A 16415-nucleotide genomic window follows, 5' to 3' on the forward strand; every position below is an offset into this window, starting at 1 on the left:
GTGAAAAAGCGTCGGGTGGCGCGCACGTCAGGGCCGGGCGCTAGAATGCGGCATCATCAAATGTTTCGGGACCGTACCAACCATGCGCATATTGCTTGTCGAAGACGACCGGATGATCGCCGAAGGCGTACGCAAGGCGCTACGCGGTGAAGGCTTCGCGGTCGACTGGGTGGAAGACGGCGAAGCGGCGCTCAGCGCCGCGGCCAGCCAACCTTACGATCTGGTGCTGCTCGATCTCGGCCTGCCCAAACGCGACGGGCTCGACGTGCTGCGCACGCTGCGCGCCAAGGGCCAGGCCATTCCGGTGCTGATCGTCACCGCGCGCGACGCGGTTGCCGATCGGGTCAAAGGCCTCGACGCCGGCGCGGACGACTACCTCGTCAAACCTTTCGATCTCGACGAACTCGGCGCCCGCATGCGCGCGTTGATCCGCCGCCAATCGGGCCGCAGCGATTCGACGATTCGCCACGGCAATCTGACGCTCGATCCGGCCTCGCATCAGGTCACGCTGGACGGCGCGCCGGTCGCGTTGTCTGCGCGTGAATTCGCGCTGCTCGAAGCGTTGATCGCACGGCCCGGCGCAGTGCTTTCCAAGAGCCAGCTCGAAGAAAAAATGTACGGCTGGGGCGAGGAAATCGGCAGCAATACGGTCGAGGTCTACATCCACGCGCTGCGCAAGAAGCTCGGCGCGGATCTGATCCGCAATGTGCGCGGTCTTGGTTACATGATCGCCAAGGACGCCTGAGCCGATGCGTTCGATTCGTCGTCAATTGTTGTTCTGGCTGCTGGCGCTGGTGTTGCTCGGCGTCGGCATTGCGGGTTGGCTGATTTACCGGCAAGCGCTTGCCGAAGCCAACGAACTGTTCGATTACCAGTTGGAGCAGATCGCCGCGGCGCTGCCGTCGGAACCGTTCTCCCAGGTGCTCGGTTCGCGCGACACCGGCGACGAAGGCATCGTGCTGCAGATCTGGAATCGCAACGGCGTGTTGATGTACTACTCGCGCCCGCGTGCGCCCCTCGCGCCGCGCGCCGAACTCGGGTTTTCAACCGAGCACACGGAACGTGGAGATTGGCGTGTGTACGGCGCGATCGTCGGCGATAACGTCGTGCAGCTGGCGCAACCGGTTTCGGTGCGTAACCGGCTCGCGGCGAATGTCGCGTTGCGCACTTTGTGGCCGTTGATCGTGCTGCTGCCGCTGTTGGGCGTGGCGGTGTGGGTCGTTGTCGGGCGCGGGCTGAGGCCGTTGCGGCGCGTGACCAGCGCGCTCGACGCCCGTCACCCCGAGGCGCTCGATCCCTTGCCCGATCAGCGTCTGCCGCTCGAAGTGCAGCCGCTCGTGCGCGCGTTGAACGGCCTGCTCGAACGGCTCGCCACTGCGCTCGATATTCAGAAAGCATTCGTCGCCGATGCCGCGCACGAATTGCGCACGCCGCTTGCCGCCGTGCAGATCCAGTCGCAACTGGTGGCTCGCGCGAAAGACGACACCACGCGCAGCGAAGCGCTGGCCGATCTGCAGGCGGGTGTCACGCGCGCCACACGTCTTGCCGAGCAATTGCTGGCGCTCGCGCGTTCGGAGCCGGACGGCGTCGCCGCGACGAACGCGATCGATTTGCGCGCGCTGCTGCAGGACTGTGTGGTGGCGTACGCGCCGCTTGCGCAGAACCGCGGCGTCGATCTCGGCATCGAGGCGAGCGAACCCGCCACGGTGATCGGCGACGCCGACGCGCTGCGGGTCATGTTCAACAACCTCGTTGATAACGCAACCAAATACACGCCGCGAGGCGGCCGTGTCGACGTGAGTCTGCATGTGGAGGAGGGACATCCGGTGGTGCGGATTGCTGATAGCGGGCCGGGCATCGAACCGGCCGAACGCGAGCGCGTGTTCGATCGCTTCTACCGGGCCGGCGCCAGCGCGAACCGGGTGCGCACCGATGTGGCGGGCAGCGGCCTGGGCCTTGCGATCGTGCGCCGCATCGCCACGCAACATCATGCGGCGGTGAAGCTCGACGAATCGGCGACAGGTGGTTTGCAGGTTGACGTGCGCTTCTGAGGGTGAGGCTTTCTGTTCGTAAAGTGACTCGAACGTGGATCGAACGTGGCTTAAGCGAGGCTTAAACAAGCCTCAACAATGGGCTTGAAGCGATCTGGCGCTGCTTAAGACTCTTTTAAGCGATGCCACGTACGCTTCATCTCATTCCAAAGCCTCTTTCTCCCAGTCAGGAGTACACGATGAACGCGAAAACCTTGTCCCGCAGCGCTGTTGCAGTGGCTGTCGCCGTGGCGCTATCCGCCGGCTATGTGGCGGGGCATCGCGACGTGCCCGCGCCGCAGGTGATCACGCCGGCGCAGGCCGCGATGATGCCTGCCGAAGCCGCGGCGAAAACCGGCATTCCCGACTTCTCGGGTCTGGTCGAAACCTACGGCCCGGCCGTGGTCAACATCAGCGCGAAGCATGTGGTCAAGCAAACGGCATTGCGCGGTAACGGCGGTAATGGCGCCAACGGCGGCAACCAGTTGCCGATCGATCCGAGCGATCCCTTCTATCAGTTCTACAAGCACTTCTTCGGCGGCATGCCGGGCATGCAAGGCGGCGACGGCGGCGATGCGCCCGATCAGCCGAGCGCGAGCCTCGGCTCGGGATTCATCGTCAGCAGCGACGGCTACATCCTGACCAACGCCCACGTGGTGGACGGCGCGAACGTCGTCACCGTGAAGCTCACTGACAAGCGTGAATTCAAAGCGAAAGTGGTCGGCGCCGACAAGCAGTCCGACGTCGCTGTGCTGAAGATCGACGCGAGCAGTCTGCCGACCGTGAAGATCGGCGATCCGCGTCAGAGCAAGGTCGGCCAGTGGGTGGTCGCGATCGGCTCGCCTTACGGTTTCGACAACACGGTGACCTCGGGCATCATCAGCGCGAAGTCGCGCTCGCTGCCGAACGAAAACTACACGCCGTTTATCCAGACCGACGTGCCGGTGAACCCGGGTAACTCGGGCGGCCCGCTGTTCAATCTGCAAGGCGAAGTGATCGGCATCAACTCGATGATCTATTCGCAGACGGGTGGCTTCCAGGGCCTTTCGTTCGCGATCCCGATTAACGAAGCGATCAAGGTCAAGGACGACATCGTCAAGACCGGCCATGTGAGCCGTGGACGTCTCGGCGTCGCGGTGCAGGGCATGAACCAGACGCTGGCCGATTCGTTCGGTATGCAGAAGCCGCAGGGCGCGCTCGTCAGCTCGGTCGATCCGGGCGGCCCGGCCGCCAAGGGTGGTCTGCAACCGGGCGACGTGATTCTGTCGGTGAATGGCGAGCCGGTTAGCGACTCGTCGGATCTGCCGTCGCAGGTCGCGGGTCTCGCGCCGGGTAGCTCGGCCACTGTGCAGGTGTGGCGCGACAAGGCGACCAAAGACCTGAAGGTGACGATCGGTTCGTTGTCGGATGCCAAGGTAGCCTCGGACAAGGCCGATCAGCCGGCCCAGTTGCAAGGCCGACTCGGCGTGGCGGTGCGGCCGCTGACGCCGGAAGAGAAGAGCGGCGCGTCGGTGTCGCACGGTTTGCTGGTGCAGCAATCGGGCGGCGCGGCTGAAAGCGCCGGCATCCAGCCGGGCGACGTGATTCTGGCGGTCAATGGCCGGCCGGTCACGAGCGTCGATCAGTTGAAGCAGATGATCGCCGGCGCGGGCAACAGCATCGCGTTACTGATCCAGCGCGATAACGCGCAGATCTTCGTGCCGGTCGATCTCGGCTAAACGGTCATTGATCGCATTGAAGTAATGCTTGCCGGTCCTTGCACTTACTGCGTACGGACCGGCATTTTTTCACCTGTTTCAAGGCTTGACTCACAGCTGTTTCAAGGCTTGACTCACAGCTGTATCAAAGCTGTAAAGCAGGTCGCTCTGCGCCGCATGGCGTGGCGCAGCAGCGGTTTCCATACGACGCGAACTGATGGCGGGCACGCAGCTTGCGTCTGCCTTGATCTGGACCCTCCGAGGGATTCCGGATGACAAGGACCTTAAGAAGGAGCGAACCGATGAAAACCCAACGCAATCAGCGAAGGATCGTAGCCGCTGCGGTCTGCGCAGCGCTCACGCTCGGTCTGGCGGGCGGCGCTTATGCGCAGGCGAGTGACGTAACGGGTGGCACAACCACCGACGAAAGCAGCGCGGGCAACGCCAACGGTGGCGGCCTGCCGCAAATCCAGCACCAGGGCGACGTCTCGTTCGTGTCGGGCGGCGTCGGTCTCGACGAATCGAAAGCACTGCAGCAGGCGCAAAGCCAGTGGCCGCTGTCGATGCGCTTCACCGGCCCCGGCTCTGATTTTCTCGCCGACGTCCATGTGAGAATCGTCGACGCGCACGATGGCAATGTGCTGACCGCCACGTCGCGTGGGCCGTATATGCTGGTCAGGCTGCGCCCGGGCCGCTACACCGTGCACGCGCAATACAAGGATAACGACCAGACCAAGGCGGTGACGATTCCGGCCAAGGGCACCGCCAAGGCGGCGTTCTACTGGAATACCCAGTAAACGGCCCGTCTCTCTGAGCGGCGCCGGGCGAGAAGCCCCGGCTGCATTCAGGAAGGCCGCGCAATCGGCTGAACTTTGGCCGATAATGAAGCCACGGGCGCACCCCGTGGCTTTTTTGTTGCACGGCCGCATACGATCTGCACCCCGAGTTGCACACCATCACGGAGCCGAGACATGAGCGATGCCTTGACGCCTCACGGAAGCCCCGGACCCGGCGCGAGCGCGGGCGGGCACACCATCGCCATCAGCGGCAACAACCATCGGGTGCGGGTGATTCACGGCGGCGTGACAATGGCCGACACCCAGGCCGGCCTGACACTCACCGAAACCGGCCTGCCGGACGTGTTCTATTTTCCGCGCGGCGACGTCAACATGGCGCGCCTCGAACGCTCCACCCATACTTCGCACTGCCCGTTCAAGGGCCATGCTTCGTACTATCATCTGCGCACCGAAGACGGTCTGATCGAAAACGCCGTCTGGAGCTATGAGACGCCGCTTGAGCCGGCGCTACAAATAAAAGGGTATCTCGCGTTTTACGCATCGCGCGTCGACCGTATCGATCAGACGTCCTGACCGGCTGTCGCGCGTTCATCGGGGAGGCTGCCATGGAACTGAACGACGCGTTACGGATTCCGCTTGCGCCGTCCGACGTTTGGGACGCGTTGCAGGACCTCGCCTTGTTGCGTGCCAGCCTCGACAACTGCGAGTCGTTCACGCGCCTTGGCCACGGCGAATACGCGCTCACCATGACCGTGCCGCTCGGGCCGTTGCGCGCGCGTTACGAAGCGCGCGCCCATGTAGCGGGCCAGGATTCCGGACCGGCGGATGCCCAGCGCCGCACCATCAACTTCAAGGCGAGAGCCGAGGGCATCGGCTCGTTGCGCGGACAGATCGAAGTGAGATTGCGCGCCGACGATAGCTCGCATGGCGTCGGCAGGGAGCGCGGCACGCGGATCGATTACACGATCTGGGCGACCTCGTCCGGGCCGCTTGCTGAGCTGCCTACGCGCCAACTCGAAAACGCGCTGCATCAACTGGCGGACGATTTTTTCGACGAGTTTGGCGCTGTTGTTCGCGCCAAGCATGGGCAAGGGCCGAATCGTGCACGCGGGTCGGCGGCGCGTCGGCAGCACGTGTTTCTGCGGCCGATTAACCTCGGCGGGATTGCCCGGCGCACGCGCGTGGATCACGGCAATGCGCTGACCGGGCGGGCAGCGAGCGCATCGCATGGGGCGGCCCATGGTGTGTCGCATGGGGTTTCGCACCGCGAGCCCAATCCGCACGTGGTGCCGAACTGGGCGTGGGCGGTGATGATTTTTCTGGTGGCGCTGCTTTTGTATGTGGCGCGCTGGATCAGCGAACAATAAGCGCGTCCACCACGCTCACACGCCGCGGAATTCCCGCCGCCACGCGGATGGCGAGGTGCGGAACGCCTCCGCGAAATGTTGCCGTAGCGAGGCAGTCGAGCCGAATCCCGCAATCCCCGCGATCGCTTCCACGGACTCATCCGTGCTTTCCAGCAGTTGCTGCGCGCGGCCGAGCCGCTGCGCCAGCAGCCATGCGCCGACGGTCGTGCCGGTGGCGAGCCGGAAGCGCCGCGTAAACGTGCGGCGGCTCATCAACGCGCGTTCGGCTAGCGTGTCGAGCGTATGCGGCGCATCCAGATTTCCGCTCACCCAATCGAGCAGACAGGACAGGCGGTCGCCGCGCACGTTCGGCGCCACCGGTTGCTGGATGAATTGCGCCTGGCCACCTTGCCGATGCGGCGGCACCACCAGGCGGCGCGCGACATAGTTCGCCGCTTGCGCGCCGCACATCTTGCGCAGGACATGCAGGCAGCAGTCGAGGCCGGCAGCGGTGCCGGCTGAGGTCAGCACGTTGCCGTCGTCGACATAGAGCACGTCGGGATCGAGCCGCACGCGCGGAAAGCGGTGTGCGAAATCGTCCGCCCACGCCCAGTGGGTCGATGCCGGGCGGTCGTCGAGAATACCGGCGGCGGCCAGCACGAAGGCACCCAGGCACAGCCCGACCAGCTGGGCGCCGCGTGCATGGGCGGCGCGCAGTGCGTCGAGCAGGGCGGTGGGCGGCGTCTCGTCCGGATCGCGCCAGCTTGGCACGATGATCGTATCCGCATCGGCGAGTGCTTCGAGCCCATGCGTGACAGCGATCGAGAAGCCGGCGGTGGTGGTCAGCGCGCCGGCTTCGCTGGCGCAAACGCGAAAGTCGAAATCGGGCAAGCCGCCGTTGCTGCGGTCCTCGCCGAATACCACGCACGGTACCGAAAGATGGAACGGGCTGATGCCGTCGAAAGCGACAACCGCGACGACGTGGCGGGGCGCGTCGTCGCGCCCGGCGGCAGAGGAGGTGGATGTAGCCGTCATTCGCAATCGCCCCGTGGCATTCAACGATGATCCAACGATGGCCCGATTCTAGCGAAGATTGTCATTCGGGTCGCTATCGGCGAAATGGCGGCTGACGAACAATGCACACATCGCCGCTGCCTGCGCAGAGCCCATCCGGGCCGTGCAGCGCGAGCCCTAACTGCTCAACCGAAGGAGTCTTGCCATGACCGCACCCCGCCGCGCGCTGATCGTCATCGATGCGCAGAACGAATACGTTACCGGCGATCTGCCGATCGAATACCCGGATGTGCAAACTTCGCTCGCCAACATCGGCCGGGCGATGGATGCGGCCCGTGCCGCCGGCGTGCCGGTGGTGGTCGTACAACATCTCGCGCCGGCCGGCTCGCCGGTGTTCGCGCGCGGCAGCGAACGCGCCGAACTGCATCCGGTGGTGGGTGGGCGGGCGCATGATCACTATATTGAGAAGTCGCGGGCGAGCGCCTTTGCCGGTACCGATCTCGCCGACTGGCTGGCCGCGCAGCGGGTCGACACGGTGACAGTTGTCGGTTACATGACGCACAACTGCGACGCGTCGACCATCAACCACGCATACCACTCGGGGTTTGCCGTCGAATTTCTGCACGACGCAACCGGCTCGCTGCCCTATGAGAACAGCGCGGGCTTTGCGAGCGCGGAGGAGATTCATCGGGTCTTCAGCGTGGTCCTGCAGTCGAACTTCGCGGCGGTGGCGAGTACGGAGCAGTGGATCGCCACGGTGCAGGGTGGGGCGCCGCTCGAACGCGGCAATATCTACACGTCGAATCAGACGGCGCGGGCGCGCCGGGTCGCGGCGTAAGTATCTAGCTAGTCTGACCGGGTAGCCGGGCGGCGGCCGGCGCCGTCCGATTCCCGATGCGCAGCGCCGGACTCAGCCGTAGCGCATCGAACATCCCGGCGACCATCTGCTCCGCGTGCTTGCTGAAATTGGTCGTTTCCGGCAAAAACAGCATGTCGCGCAGCGAGCCGCTGATGAACGCATGCACCATCGCCGCCGCGATTCTGGTGTCGAGATCGACCGGCAATTGCCCTTTGGAGATCGCATTGCGCAGACCGCCCTCGATCTTCAACAGCCCTTCGCGCATATTGGTCTGATAGCGGATCATCACCGGACCCATCTCTTCGACGAACTCGCACTTCAGAAAGAGAATGTCGAACACCCGCCGGCGACGCGGGTCGTTGGCAGTGTCACGCAGGCAGACTGTACAGATTTCCGTAAGGCGCCCGAGCGGGTCGGGTTCATTGGGATCTTGCGAGGCGGCCTTGAGTTCGTCCAGCGGCAGCAGCACGCGGTCGAACATTTCGGTAAACAGATCGCCCTTGTGCGCGAAATGCCAGTAGATTGCGCCGCGCGTGACGCCGGCGGCCTGTGCGATGTCGGCGAGCGACGTGCGCGATACACCCTTCTCGAAGAAAACCCGTTCGGCCGCGTCGAGAATGCTGTTGCGCGTCTCCTGTGCCTCTTCCTTGGTTCTTCTGACCATATTGTCGTGACCTGCCCTGATTGTGGGGTTTCCCCGGGCGCTTTTAAGTACGCTCGATGACAATCTGTCTTCTGTTAAGCAATTTGCGAAGCGATCTTGCAGGTCCCCCGCCTGCAAAGAACTAAACGCACTTTTACATGCATTCGTGGATGTATATATAATAGCATCCCACGATCGGATAGCCCAAGCCGTGACGACCGGTTAATATCCGTCACTGTTGCCTTTCAAAACGCTCTTGCGCCGTGCCCCGACGGGCGGCGCCGTGCGGCATTTCCCCGGTATGGCGCATTTTGCTCAGGATGCCCCTGCAGGTGCGGTTTGCATCCACGGGCTTCCGGTCACGCGTCGCAAGACGCATGTGTGCGCTGTCGTCCCCGGGGTAGGGATGCGCGCACTTTTTCATTCTCAGTCTTTGACAGAGGTCGCTCCATGCGCGTCGAACGGGTTCCATTCCGCTTAATCAGTGCCGCGACGGCTGCCGTATTGCTGGCAGCGTGCGGACCAAAACAATCTGCCCCGCCGCAACAAACGCCCGAAGTGGGTGTCGTCACCGTCCAGCCGACGGCTGTGCCCGTCGTCACCGAATTGCCCGGCCGCACCAGTGCCTTCCTCGTCGCGCAAGTGCGTGCACGGGTCGACGGCATCGTGCTGCGCCGCGAATTCACGGAAGGCGGCGAGGTCAAGGCCGGTCAGCGTCTGTACAAGATCGATCCGGCGCCCTACATCGCGACGTTGAACAACGCGAAGGCAACGCTGGCGAAGGCCCAGGCCAACCTCGTGTCGACCACCGCGCAAGCCAACCGCTTCAAGGTACTGGTGGCCGCCAATGCGGTCAGCAAGCAGGACTACGACAACGCGGTGGCCTCTGCAGGCCAGGCCGCGGCTGACGTGGCCGCCGGTAAGGCAGCGGTCGACACGGCGCAGATCAACCTCGGCTACACCGACGTGACCTCGCCGGTGACCGGCCAGATCGGTGTGTCGCAAGTTACGCCGGGCGCGTATGTACAGGCGAGCGCTGCCACGTTGCTGGCAACGGTCCAGCAACTCGACCCGGTCTACGTGGATCTGACGCAGTCCAGCCTCGACGGTCTGAAGCTGCGCCGCGAAGTGCAGGAAGGGCGTCTGAAGACGAGCGGTCCGGACGCTGCCAAGGTCTCGCTGATTCTCGAAGACGGCCGCACCTATGCGGAAAAGGGCAAGCTGCAGTTCACCGACGTGACGGTCGATCAGACCACTGGCTCGGTGACGGTGCGCGCGATCTTCAAGAACACGGACAAGGTGCTGCTGCCGGGCATGTTCGTGCGCGCGAGGATCGAGGAAGGCATCAACGACAACGCGCTCGTCGTGCCGCAAGTCGGCATCACGCATGACCAGAAGGGCCAGCCGACTGCGCTCGTCGTCAACGCAGCGAACAAGGTCGAATTGCGCCAGCTCGTTACTGCGGGCACGTACGGTTCGAACTGGGTGGTGGAAAGCGGCCTGAAGGCCGGCGACCGCGTGATTGTCCAGGGCACCGACAAGGCGCGTCCGGGGCAGGAGGTCAAGGCCGTTGCCGCGCAACTTCCCGCCACACCCGCTTCTGACGCATCCGCTCAGGGTGCGCCGGCCGCCAGCGGTGCGCAGACGGCTCAACCCGCTTCTGCTGCATCGGGCGCGTAATAACAGGGAGCCCGCTTCATGGCAAAGTTCTTTATTGATCGCCCGATTTTTGCATGGGTGATCGCCATTATTCTGATGCTCGCGGGTATCGCGTCGGTGTTCACGTTGCCGATCGCGCAATACCCGACCATCGCGCCGCCGGCTGTGCAGATCAGCGCAACGTACCCGGGTGCATCGGCGAAGACGGTGGAAAACACTGTCACGCAAGTGATCGAGCAGCAGATGAGTGGTCTCGACCACTTGCTGTATCTGTCGTCCACGTCGGACGACTCGGGTACGGCAACCATCACGCTGACGTTCGCAGCCGGCACCAATCCTGACATCGCGCAGGTGCAGGTGCAGAACAAGCTGCAGCTCGCCACGCCGCTGTTGCCGCAAGCCGTGCAGCAGTTGGGCACCAAGGTCACGAAGTCGAGCAGCAGCTTCTTGCTGGTGATGGCGTTCGTGTCCGAAGACGGCAGCATGAACAAGTACGACCTGGCGAACTACGTCGCGTCGAACGTCGAAGACCCGGTCAGCCGGATCGACGGCGTGGGTACGGTGACGCTGTTCGGCTCGCAGTACGCAATGCGGATCTGGCTGGACGCGAACAAGCTGACCAACTTCGGTTTGACGCCGGTAGATGTGCAAACGGCGTTGACGGCGCAGAACGTGCAGGTCGCGGGCGGTTCGCTCGGCGGCACGCCGTCGGTGCCGGGTCAGGTGCTGCAGGCAACCATCACGGAAGCCACGCTGCTCAATACGCCTGAACAGTTCGGCAACGTGCTGCTGAAGGTGAATACGGACGGTTCGCAAGTCCGTATCAAGGACGTGGCCCGTATCGAGCTCGGTGGCGAAAACTACAACTTCGACACCAAGTACAACGGTCAGCCGACGGCAGGCTTTGGTATTCAGCTCGCCACCGGCGCGAACGCGCTGGCTACGGCCAAGGCAGTCCGCGCGAAGGTCGCCGAACTGTCGAAGTACTTCCCGCACGGCCTCGTTGTGCAGTATCCGTACGACACGACGCCGTTCGTGCGCCTGTCGATCGAAGAAGTGGTCAAGACGCTGCTCGAAGGTATCGTGCTGGTGTTCCTGGTCATGTACCTGTTCCTGCAGAACCTGCGCGCCACGCTGATCCCGACGATCGCCGTGCCGGTGGTGCTGTTGGGCACGTTCGCGATCATGGGTATCGTGGGCTTCTCGATCAACACGCTGTCCATGTTCGGGCTCGTGCTAGCGATCGGCTTGCTGGTGGACGATGCGATCGTGGTGGTGGAAAACGTCGAGCGGGTGATGCAGGAGGAGGGCTTATCGCCTCGAGATGCGACCCGCAAGGCGATGGACCAGATTACCGGCGCGCTGGTTGGCGTGGCGCTCGTGCTGTCGGCGGTGTTCGTGCCGGTGGCGTTCTCGGGCGGTTCGGTCGGGGCTATTTACCGGCAGTTCTCGCTGACGATCGTGGCGGCGATGGTGCTGTCCGTGCTGGTCGCGTTGATTCTGACGCCGGCGCTGTGCGCGACGATCCTGAAGCCGATCGAGAAGGGCCACCAGGAAAAAACCACCGGTTTCTTCGGCTGGTTCAACCGCACGTTCAACAAGAGCCGCGACAAGTATCACTCGGGCGTTCACCACGTGATCAAGCGCTCGGGCCGTTGGCTGATCATCTACATGGTGGTGATCTTCGCGGTCGGCCTGCTGTTCGTGAAGTTGCCGAAGTCGTTCCTGCCTGATGAAGACCAGGGCACGATGTTCGTGCTGGTGCAAACGCCGTCCGGCTCGACGCAGGAAACCACGGCGCATGCGCTGAAGGACGTGTCCGACTACCTGCTCAACAGCGAGAAGAGCATTGTCGAATCGACCTTCACGGTGAACGGCTTCAGCTTCGCCGGCCGCGGTCAGAACGCGGGTCTCGTGTTCGTGCGGATGAAGGACTACGCGGTGCGTCAGCACTCGGATCAGAAGGTGCAGGCGCTGGTTGGCCGCCTCTTCATGCATTTCTCGAGCTACAAGAACGCGCTGGTGTATCCGGTGAATCCGCCGTCGATTCCTGAACTCGGCACGGCGGCCGGCTTCGACTTCGAGTTGCAGGATCGCGCCGGTATCGGCCACGAGAAGCTGATGCAGGCTCGCAACATGCTGTTGGGCATGGCCGCGAAAGATCCGACGCTGGCTCAGGTGCGTCCGAACGGCCTGAACGATACGCCGCAGTTCACGGTGAACATCGACCACGAGAAGGCTTCCGCGCTCGGCGTGTCGCTGTCGGTGATCGACCAGACGTTCTCGATCGCATGGGCGTCGCAGTACGTGAACAACTTCCTCGATACCGATGGCCGGATCAAGAAGGTGTATCTGCAAGGCGACGCGCCGTTCCGGATGAAACCGGAAGACCTGAACGCCTGGTACGTGCGTAATACGGCCGGCAGCATGGTGCCGTTCTCCTCGTTCGCGAGCGGGACGTGGTCCTACGGTTCGCCGAAGCTCGAGCGCTACAACGGTATCTCGGCGGTGGAAATCCAGGGCGCGGCTGCACCGGGCAAGTCGACCGGTCAGGCCATGACGGCCATGGAAGCACTCGTGGCGAAGCTGCCGGCGGGTATCGGCTACGAATGGACGGGCCTGTCGTTGCAGGAACGCCAGTCCGGTTCGCAGGCGCCGATTCTCTACGGCATCTCGATCCTGGTTGTGTTCCTGTGTCTCGCGGCGCTGTATGAAAGCTGGTCGATCCCGTTCTCGGTGATCATGGTGGTGCCGCTCGGCGTGATCGGCGCACTGCTGGCCGCTACGCTGCGCGGGCTCGAGAACGACGTGTTCTTCCAGGTGGGTCTGTTGACCACGGTGGGGCTGTCGGCGAAGAACGCGATTCTGATCGTGGAATTCGCCCGCGAGTTGCAGCAGGGTGAAGGGATGGGGCCGATCGAGGCCGCGCTGGAAGCAGCGCGTCTGCGGTTGCGTCCGATTCTGATGACCTCGCTCGCGTTCATTCTCGGCGTGATGCCGCTCGCGATCAGTAACGGCGCAGGCTCGGCCAGCCAGCACGCAATCGGTACTGGCGTGATCGGCGGGATGTTGACGGCGACCTTCCTCGCGATTTTCATGATCCCGATGTTCTTCGTCGTGATCCGCGCGAAGTTCGGCGGCGAGAAGGAAGACCCGGATGAGGCGCTCGCACACTACAACCAGCACCATCCGCATGATCCGCAAGGTGGCGGGTCGGCTGGCGGCTCGGCTGATCAAGGCTCGGGCAAGGACGGACATTGAGATGCAAAAACACTCTTTGATTGCAGTGGCGGTTGCGCTGTTCGCCGCGGGTTGCACGATGGCGCCGAAGTACCATCGCCCGGATCAGCCCGTGACGGCGACCTTCCCGACCGGCGGCGCGTACGACACGCAGCCGGGCGCGGCTGGCGCCTCGCGGACCGCGAACGGCCAGGCGGCCACCGATATCGGCTGGCGTGATTTCTTCGCCGACGCGCGTCTGCAGCGGCTGATCGAAATCGCGCTGAAGAACAACCGCGATCTGCGCGTGTCGGTGCTGAATATCCAGGCATCGCAGGCGCAGTACCAGATCGCTCGCGCGGCGCTGTTCCCGACGCTGGACGCTGCTGCTTCACAAAGCAAGCAGCGCACGCCGAAAGACCTGACGTCCACGGGTCTCACGATCAGCAACACGTACTCGGTGGGTCTGAACGCTTCCTGGGAAATCGACTTCTTCGGGCGGATTCAAAGCCTGAAGGATCAGGCGTTGGCTCAGTACCTGGCTACCGCTCAGGCGCGCAAGGCCGCGGAAATCGCGCTGGTCTCGCAGGTGGCGAATCAGTACATGACGGTACTCGAACTCGACGATCTGCTGAAGGTGACGCAGAACACGTTGAAGACCGCGGAGGAGTCGTACCGCATCACCAAGCTGCAGTTCGACAACGGCACGGGTTCGGAACTGGACCTGCGGCAGTCGCAGACCGTAGTCGAGCAGGCGAACGCCAACCTGCAGTCGCAGGCGCGTCTGCGGGCTCAGGCGGATAACGCGCTCGTGCTGCTGCTCGGCGAGCCGTTGCCGGACGATCTGCCGCCGGGCATGACGTTGGACAATCAGAACCTGCTGACGGATGTGCCGGCGGGCCTGCCGTCCGATCTGCTGACACGTCGTCCGGACATCATGGAGGCCGAGGAGAATCTGCTCGCGGCCAACGCGAACATCGGCGCGGCGCGTGCAGCGTTCTTCCCGAAGGTCTCGCTGACCGGCAGTTTCGGTACGCTGAGCCCGACGCTCGGCGGTCTGTTCAAGCCGGGTTCGGCGGCATGGAGCTTCGCGCCGTCGATCACGTTGCCGATCTTCGAAGGCGGCCAGAACAAGGCCAATCTCGACCTCGCCACCGTGCAGAAGAACATCCAGATCGCCACGTATGAGAAGGCGATCCAGACGGCCTTCCGCGAAGTGGCGGACGCACTGGCGGCACGCGGCACGTACGATCAGCAGATTCAGGCGCTCGAGCGCAATACCTTTGCCGAACAGCGCCGGCTGGATCTGTCGGACCTGCGTTATAAGAACGGTGTCGACAGCTATCTGTCGGTGCTGACCGCGCAGACCGATTTGTACACGGCGCAGCAGTTGCTGGTGACCGCGCGCATGCAGCGTCTGCAGAACCTGGTCACGCTGTACCAGGCACTCGGCGGCGGCTGGATCGAACGGGCCGGCGAGCAGCCGCGTCCGGCCGATGCACCGGTCGATTACGGTGCGGCGAGTGCGCCGGTGGCGGCTTCGGCGGCGACTGCGGGTTGAGTCTTGTAGTAGCAGGCGCGTAGGGCGGTTTTCGGTTTTAGGGAAGACGTCCTGCGCAGCCGGCAATAAAAAAACGCCACGGCATGCCGTGGCGTTTTTGTTTGTGCGCAGATCAAATTCGCGCAGCGTTACCCGCACCCCGACGCTTAATGCGCATCCACCGCACGCAACATTTCGTCGCGTGGCGGCTCATTCCCGCCGCGTCCGTCGAAATCATGTCCGGCCTGGCGAATTTCGCACTGCGCCTTCTTCTCGCTCTTCACGCCGTTGAAGATCAGATTCAGCACGACCGCCGATACAGAAGCCAGCAAGATTCCGCTATGCAACAGCGGCGACAGCGCCGGCGGCAGCTTGGAGAAAAATTGCGGCGACACCACCGGCACCAGACCCATGCCGATGCTCACTGCAACGATGAACAGGTTGTGATGGTTCTTCACGAAGTCGACCTTGGCCAGCACCTTGATGCCGTTCGCCGCGACCATGCCGAACATCACGATGCCCGCACCGCCGAGCACGAAGGCCGGCACCGAAGCCACCACTTGCGCCATCTTCGGGAACAGGCCCAGCAGCACCAGGATCACGCCGCCCATTGCGCAGACAAAGCGGCTCTTCACGCCCGTCACGCCGATCAGGCCGACGTTCTGCGAGAACGAGGTATGCGGGAACGAGTTGAAGATGCCGCCGATCAGCGTACCCAGACCGTCGACACGCAGACCGCGCACCAGCGTCTTCTGATCCACCGGACGATCGACCATGTCACCGACCGCGAGGAACATGCCGGTCGATTCGATGAAGGTGACGAACATCACGGTGACCATCGTCGCGATTGCGAGCGGATCGAAATGCGGCAGGCCGAAGTGGAACGGCATCACGATGCCGACCCACGGTGCGTGTGTGACGCCGTCCATATTCACGCGGCCGAGCGCCAGCGCGATGATGAAACCCGCAACGATGCCGAGCAGCACCGAGATATTGGCGAGGAAGCCCTTGGCGAATTTGTTGATCAGCAGGATCAGCATCAACACGAGGAGCGACAGGCCGAGATAGACCGGATTGCCGTAGTCAGGATTGCCGACACCACCGGCTGCCCAGTTGATGCCCACTTCCATCAGCGAGAGGCCGATCACCGAGATCACCACGCCGATCACCACCGGTGGGAAAAAGCGCAGCAGCTTGCCGACCGCCGGCGCGAGCAGGATGCCGATGACACCGGCCGCAATCGTCGAGCCGAAAATGTCGAGAATACCGAGCGAAGGATTGGTGCCGATCGCGACCATCGGACCGACAGCCGCGAACGTGCAGCCCATGATGACCGGCAGACGGATGCCGAAGATCCACAGACCGAGGGTCTGAATCAGCGTGGCGATGCCGCAGGAAAACAGGTCGGCGCTAATCAGGAACGCGATCTGGTCTTTCGGCAATTTCAGCGCCGCGCCGATGATCAGCGGCACCGCAACTGCGCCTGCGTACATCACCAAAACGTGCTGAATGCCGAGCGTCAGCAACTGGCCCGCGGGCAGTCGCTCGTCGCACGGGTGAACCGTGTTCGATTGCATTTTGTCTCTCTCCACCATCTCGTTTTGGGATGGC

At 63.4% G+C, this 16415-nt stretch carries 13 protein-coding genes; 10 read left to right on the forward strand and 3 right to left on the reverse strand.

The window, feature by feature from the left end; genetic code table 11:
- Nucleotides 1-82 precede the first annotated feature (82 nt).
- The 6 genes from BM438_RS17530 to BM438_RS17555 all read left to right on the forward strand — a co-directional run bounded on the left by BM438_RS17530 (nt 83) and on the right by BM438_RS17555 (nt 5891).
- The gene (locus BM438_RS17530; RefSeq protein WP_054034404.1) at nt 83-745 is read left to right on the forward strand and encodes a response regulator; all 663 of its coding nucleotides are present in this window, start codon (nt 83-85) and stop codon (nt 743-745) included.
- A 4-nt stretch (nt 746-749) separates the two neighbouring features.
- Nucleotides 750-2051, forward strand: coding sequence for an ATP-binding protein (locus BM438_RS17535; RefSeq protein ID WP_093635597.1), 1302 nt, complete (start codon nt 750-752; stop codon nt 2049-2051).
- Nucleotides 2052-2230: 179 nt separating this feature from the next.
- The gene (locus BM438_RS17540) at nt 2231-3748 is read left to right on the forward strand and encodes a DegQ family serine endoprotease (RefSeq protein ID WP_093635599.1); all 1518 of its coding nucleotides are present in this window, start codon (nt 2231-2233) and stop codon (nt 3746-3748) included.
- Between the two features lie 281 nt (nt 3749-4029).
- Entirely contained in the window at nt 4030-4524 is a 495-nt protein-coding gene (locus BM438_RS17545) for a hypothetical protein (protein WP_093635601.1), read from the forward strand.
- Between the two features lie 174 nt (nt 4525-4698).
- The gene (locus BM438_RS17550; protein ID WP_093635603.1) at nt 4699-5097 is read left to right on the forward strand and encodes a DUF427 domain-containing protein; all 399 of its coding nucleotides are present in this window, start codon (nt 4699-4701) and stop codon (nt 5095-5097) included.
- A 32-nt stretch (nt 5098-5129) separates the two neighbouring features.
- Nucleotides 5130-5891, forward strand: coding sequence for an SRPBCC family protein (locus BM438_RS17555; protein ID WP_093635605.1), 762 nt, complete (start codon nt 5130-5132; stop codon nt 5889-5891).
- 15 nt (nt 5892-5906) lie between these two features.
- On the opposite strand, the gene BM438_RS17560 is transcribed toward BM438_RS17555, so the two are convergent.
- Nucleotides 5907-6905 carry a helix-turn-helix domain-containing protein gene (locus BM438_RS17560; protein WP_093635609.1) on the reverse strand — a complete coding sequence of 333 codons (999 nt, stop codon included), beginning with the start codon at nt 6903-6905 and terminating at the stop codon, nt 5907-5909.
- Between the two features lie 184 nt (nt 6906-7089).
- On the opposite strand from BM438_RS17560, the gene BM438_RS17565 reads away from it, so the two are divergent.
- Nucleotides 7090-7722, forward strand: coding sequence for a cysteine hydrolase family protein (locus BM438_RS17565; RefSeq protein WP_093635611.1), 633 nt, complete (start codon nt 7090-7092; stop codon nt 7720-7722).
- Nucleotides 7723-7726: 4 nt separating this feature from the next.
- Here BM438_RS17565 and BM438_RS17570 read toward each other — a convergent pair whose 3' ends face one another.
- Complete coding sequence (locus tag BM438_RS17570) at nt 7727-8407, reverse strand: TetR family transcriptional regulator (RefSeq protein ID WP_093635613.1); 681 nt, start codon at nt 8405-8407, stop codon at nt 7727-7729.
- A gap of 429 nt (nt 8408-8836) precedes the next feature.
- On the opposite strand from BM438_RS17570, the gene BM438_RS17580 reads away from it, so the two are divergent.
- From BM438_RS17580 to BM438_RS17590, 3 genes are read left to right on the forward strand one after another with little or no spacing between them, the layout of a single operon-like run.
- Nucleotides 8837-10066, forward strand: coding sequence for an efflux RND transporter periplasmic adaptor subunit (locus tag BM438_RS17580; RefSeq protein WP_093635617.1), 1230 nt, complete (start codon nt 8837-8839; stop codon nt 10064-10066).
- A gap of 18 nt (nt 10067-10084) precedes the next feature.
- Entirely contained in the window at nt 10085-13306 is a 3222-nt protein-coding gene (locus BM438_RS17585; RefSeq protein WP_093635619.1) for an efflux RND transporter permease subunit, read from the forward strand.
- A 1-nt stretch (nt 13307) separates the two neighbouring features.
- The gene (locus tag BM438_RS17590) at nt 13308-14825 is read left to right on the forward strand and encodes an efflux transporter outer membrane subunit (protein WP_093635621.1); all 1518 of its coding nucleotides are present in this window, start codon (nt 13308-13310) and stop codon (nt 14823-14825) included.
- A 146-nt stretch (nt 14826-14971) separates the two neighbouring features.
- On the opposite strand, the gene BM438_RS17595 is transcribed toward BM438_RS17590, so the two are convergent.
- Entirely contained in the window at nt 14972-16381 is a 1410-nt protein-coding gene (locus tag BM438_RS17595) for a nucleobase:cation symporter-2 family protein (RefSeq protein ID WP_093635623.1), read from the reverse strand.
- Nucleotides 16382-16415 lie beyond the last annotated feature (34 nt).

The sequence above is a fragment of the Paraburkholderia aspalathi genome (assembly GCF_900116445.1).
Lineage (GTDB): Bacteria > Pseudomonadota > Gammaproteobacteria > Burkholderiales > Burkholderiaceae > Paraburkholderia > Paraburkholderia aspalathi.

Bases quoted from the DNA above. Each gene is read 5' to 3' on its own strand.
- BM438_RS17530 (WP_054034404.1), top strand. From the start codon at position 83: ATGCGCATATTGCTTGTCGAAGACGACCGGATGATCGCCGAAGGCGTA.
- BM438_RS17535 (WP_093635597.1), top strand. From the start codon at position 750: ATGCGTTCGATTCGTCGTCAATTGTTGTTCTGGCTGCTGGCGCTGGTG.
- BM438_RS17540 (WP_093635599.1), top strand. From the start codon at position 2,231: ATGAACGCGAAAACCTTGTCCCGCAGCGCTGTTGCAGTGGCTGTCGCC.
- BM438_RS17545 (WP_093635601.1), top strand. From the start codon at position 4,030: ATGAAAACCCAACGCAATCAGCGAAGGATCGTAGCCGCTGCGGTCTGC.
- BM438_RS17550 (WP_093635603.1), top strand. From the start codon at position 4,699: ATGAGCGATGCCTTGACGCCTCACGGAAGCCCCGGACCCGGCGCGAGC.
- BM438_RS17555 (WP_093635605.1), top strand. From the start codon at position 5,130: ATGGAACTGAACGACGCGTTACGGATTCCGCTTGCGCCGTCCGACGTT.
- BM438_RS17560 (WP_093635609.1), bottom strand. From the start codon at position 6,905: ATGACGGCTACATCCACCTCCTCTGCCGCCGGGCGCGACGACGCGCCC.
- BM438_RS17565 (WP_093635611.1), top strand. From the start codon at position 7,090: ATGACCGCACCCCGCCGCGCGCTGATCGTCATCGATGCGCAGAACGAA.
- BM438_RS17570 (WP_093635613.1), bottom strand. From the start codon at position 8,407: ATGGTCAGAAGAACCAAGGAAGAGGCACAGGAGACGCGCAACAGCATT.
- BM438_RS17580 (WP_093635617.1), top strand. From the start codon at position 8,837: ATGCGCGTCGAACGGGTTCCATTCCGCTTAATCAGTGCCGCGACGGCT.
- BM438_RS17585 (WP_093635619.1), top strand. From the start codon at position 10,085: ATGGCAAAGTTCTTTATTGATCGCCCGATTTTTGCATGGGTGATCGCC.
- BM438_RS17590 (WP_093635621.1), top strand. From the start codon at position 13,308: ATGCAAAAACACTCTTTGATTGCAGTGGCGGTTGCGCTGTTCGCCGCG.
- BM438_RS17595 (WP_093635623.1), bottom strand. From the start codon at position 16,381: ATGCAATCGAACACGGTTCACCCGTGCGACGAGCGACTGCCCGCGGGC.